This is a genomic window from Protofrankia sp. Cas8 (genome assembly GCF_963555845.1).
In the GTDB taxonomy this organism is placed as follows: Bacteria; Actinomycetota; Actinomycetes; order Frankiales; family Frankiaceae; genus Protofrankia.
Genome location: NZ_CAUVXI010000137.1, coordinates 1 through 3,026, shown reverse-complemented (window position 1 = coordinate 3,026; position 3,026 = coordinate 1). Strand labels below are relative to the sequence as shown.

Annotated in this window: 3 protein-coding genes; 2 read left to right on the top strand and 1 reads right to left on the bottom strand. The window is 69.7% G+C overall.

The genetic code is table 11. The features are described 5' to 3' along the window. Positions 1 to 138 precede the first annotated feature (138 nt). A complete protein-coding gene (locus tag U9977_RS18175) occupies positions 139 to 792 on the top strand; it encodes a zinc ribbon domain-containing protein (RefSeq protein WP_322750474.1) in 654 nt (217 codons plus the stop codon). A gap of 16 nt (positions 793 to 808) precedes the next feature. Further along, complete coding sequence (locus U9977_RS18170) at positions 809 to 2,248, top strand: hypothetical protein (protein ID WP_322750473.1); 1,440 nt, start codon at positions 809 to 811, stop codon at positions 2,246 to 2,248. 114 nt (positions 2,249 to 2,362) lie between these two features. Here U9977_RS18170 and U9977_RS18165 read toward each other — a convergent pair. Further along, on the bottom strand, positions 2,363 to 3,026 hold a 664-nt coding region (locus U9977_RS18165), incomplete at its 5' end, for an aldo/keto reductase (RefSeq protein WP_322750472.1).

Here is a 3,026-nt window from a genome sequence, read left to right as displayed (position 1 = left end):
CTATGATGCGGGTTGTCCGCAGATAGCCGATGGTGTGACGAGCGTGGTTCTCGAGCTGCCGGAGGCCTGGTGGAATTGCAGAGTGCGGGAGGTCCGGGTGGGGCTGCGGGCCCTGGCCGTGAGGTGCGAGGGAGCGGCATGGCGAACCAGGTGCCTTTCACAAACAACTACCGGGACCTGTCGACACGCGAGGGTTACCAGTATGAGTTCTCCTGCCTGCGGTGCGGTAACGGGTACAAGTCCGCGTTCCGGCATTCCGTCACCGGCTTCGGTGGCCGGATCGCGACGATAGGTGGGCGGCTACTCGGCGGCAGCATGGGTAACCGGATCGCCGACGCCGGCTGGAACGCCGAGTGGCTGCGTGACTCTACCGCCGGGTCGACCAACGACAGGATGCTGCGCGCTGCCGTCGAAGAGGTCTCCCCCAGCTTCCAGCAGTGCCACCGTTGCGGCCAGTGGGTCTGCAAGCAGGTCTGCTGGAACGGTACCCGCGGCCTGTGCGTGACCTGCGCACCCAAGGTCGACCAGGAGATCGCCGCCCGCCAGGCCTCGGCCCAGGTCCAGCAGATCGACGAACGAGTGCGGCAGGTCGACTGGACCGACGACCTCAACCTGCGCGACCGGGGCACCGGGCTCTGCTCCGGTTGCGGGCAGGAAAGCGGTGGCGGCAGGTTCTGCGCGCACTGTGGGACCGCCCTTGCCGCCGCGCGCCCCAGCAGGTTCTGCGTGAACTGCGGGTCCGGTCTCGGGCCGGGGGTCAGCTTCTGCGGCGAGTGCGGAACAACCGCGTAGCCGCCGACCGCTACCGATGCGCTACCGACTGATGGGTCCCGACGAGGAACTCCTCGAAGACGGCGAGGCCACCGCGGTTGTGCGTGATCACACGCTCGTGGTCTCGCCGAAGGCAGGCCAGCCGTTGCAGGTCCGGTGCGCCGACATCCTCGGTGTCACCGACGTCGCTGCGGGAGCCCTGCTCCTGCAGTTGGCGGAGGGCCCGATGCTGCTGCTGGAGGGCTTGGGTCGGCTGCACGGTCAGGTGCTGGCAGACCTTGTCCAAGCCCGGGCCGAAGATCTCATCCAGACCCTGCTGCTGATGGGCGTCGGGCGACCGGAGCGGTTTGCCGGAGCGCTCGACGGCGTGGACGCTGCGCTGTACCTGTACGACGACGCCCTGATTGCGGTGCCTGACCTCGGCGATCCAGAACAGGTGCCGTACTCGTTCCTTGGTGAGATAGCCGCTGAGGGGTCGGGCTACCACCTCGAGATCGCCACCCTGGACGGACGCAGGCTGGTAATCGCGCGGCTCGGTCGGCGCACCGGCGAGTTCCGCGAGCTCCTGCGCGTCCGAGTCAGCGCGGCCCGGGCACGCAGCGGGCACCTGGTCTCGGCGCTCCTGCCCGGCCTGGGATCGCTGGCCGCCCGTCGGGTCGCCGGCTACCTGGCCGACGGGGTCGCTACCCCGCGCGCCCAACTCGACGGGGTCGACCCGACCATGTTCACCTCGCTCGTCGCTGTCTGCTCCACACCCCGGCAGGCGCGCTGCATCGACGTACTGGCCACGATCGGCACGCTCTGGTTCGGCCTGCATCAAAGCGTCTCCGTCGAGCGGGAAGGCTGGTCGACCGGCCGCGACGACGCCCACCCGATCGGGCCGAGGAACCACGCCGTACCGACCCCGGCGCCAGGCGGATTGGCCGGGGTCGCCCACGGAGGCCTGGTGGATGCGATGGGCTCGGCGATGAGCGGGGGGCTTGACGCCGAACCGGACGTCGACGCTGTACTGGCCTATCGCCTGCTCGGCGGGTATGGGCGCGAGGGGGCCGGATTCGGCGGCCAGTCGCTGGGGCATGACCATCAACCGAGGCCACGCGCGCAGCCGAACCAGGGACGTGCCCACGCGCCGTGGACTGATCTCGCAGCGCTCACCGTCAGCGGCGACGCCCCGACGGTCCTCGCTTTCACCTTCTGCGAAACCGCTCGCCACGTGCTGTTCGAGGTCCTCAGCGAGGATGGCCACGCTACCTACGTCTACCGGGCATACCCCGGCTGCGTCCCCGCACTGAACCAGGCACTCGCGCTGCTCGGGTTCCGGGTCGCGGCGATCTACTCCGATGCCGCGACCGCCGCCTCCCCCTACCGCCAGGCCGTCGAGCGCTTGCCATACCTGCGGGTACTGCGCGAGGCGTTCGTCGGGCGGATCATCCACACGGACGACTGGGAGCAGCAGGTCCGAACGTTCATCCGCTGATCTCGCGGTCCTGTGTGGCGGGTACGGGGCGCCACAATTCGGCGCTGCCATGGCCTGGCACGCCGGGTTCAAAGGGGCTCCGACGTGGCAACACGTCGGAGCTACCCGACCCCGTTAGATGTGGACCGCCTGCATGGCTCTGGGCGGATAGCGGTCACCGGAGACGACGCCAGCGGGTGCGACGGCCTCGATGGCGGTGAGGTCGTCGGCGGTGAGGGCGACGTCCACGGCGGCGGCGTTGTCCTCCAGGTTGGCGATTCGGCGGGTGCCGGGGATGGGCACGATGTCGTCGCCTTGGGCCAGCACCCAGGCGAGCGCGAGCTGGGATGGCGTGACCTCCTTCGCCTTGGCGAGGGCGACGACCCGGTCGACGACGTCGAGGTTGCGGGCGAAGTTCTCCCCCTGGAACCGCGGTGAGGTACGGCGGAAGTCGTCGGGGGCGAGGTCGTCGAGGCTGCGGATCGTCCCGGCAAGGAACCCGCGGCCGAGCGGCGAGTAGGGCACGAAGCCGATGCCCAGCTCACGGACGGTCGCCAGCACGCCGTTGTCCTCAACGTCCCGGCTGAACAGCGAGTACTCGGTTTGGACGGCGGCCAGCGGATGCACCGCGTGCGCGCGGCGGATGGTGTCCGGCGCAGCCTCGGAGATCCCGAGGTAGCGGACCTTGCCAGCGGAGACCAGCTCGGCAAGCGCGCCGAAGGTTTCCTCCACCGGCACGGCCGGATCGACCCGGTGCTGGTAATACAGGTCGATGACCTCGACGCCGAGGCGGCGCAGC

Coding starts and splice junctions, on each gene's coding strand:
- U9977_RS18170 (WP_322750473.1), top strand. CDS start 809: ATGCGCTACCGACTGATGGGTCCCGACGAGGAACTCCTCGAAGACGGC.
- U9977_RS18175 (WP_322750474.1), top strand. CDS start 139: ATGGCGAACCAGGTGCCTTTCACAAACAACTACCGGGACCTGTCGACA.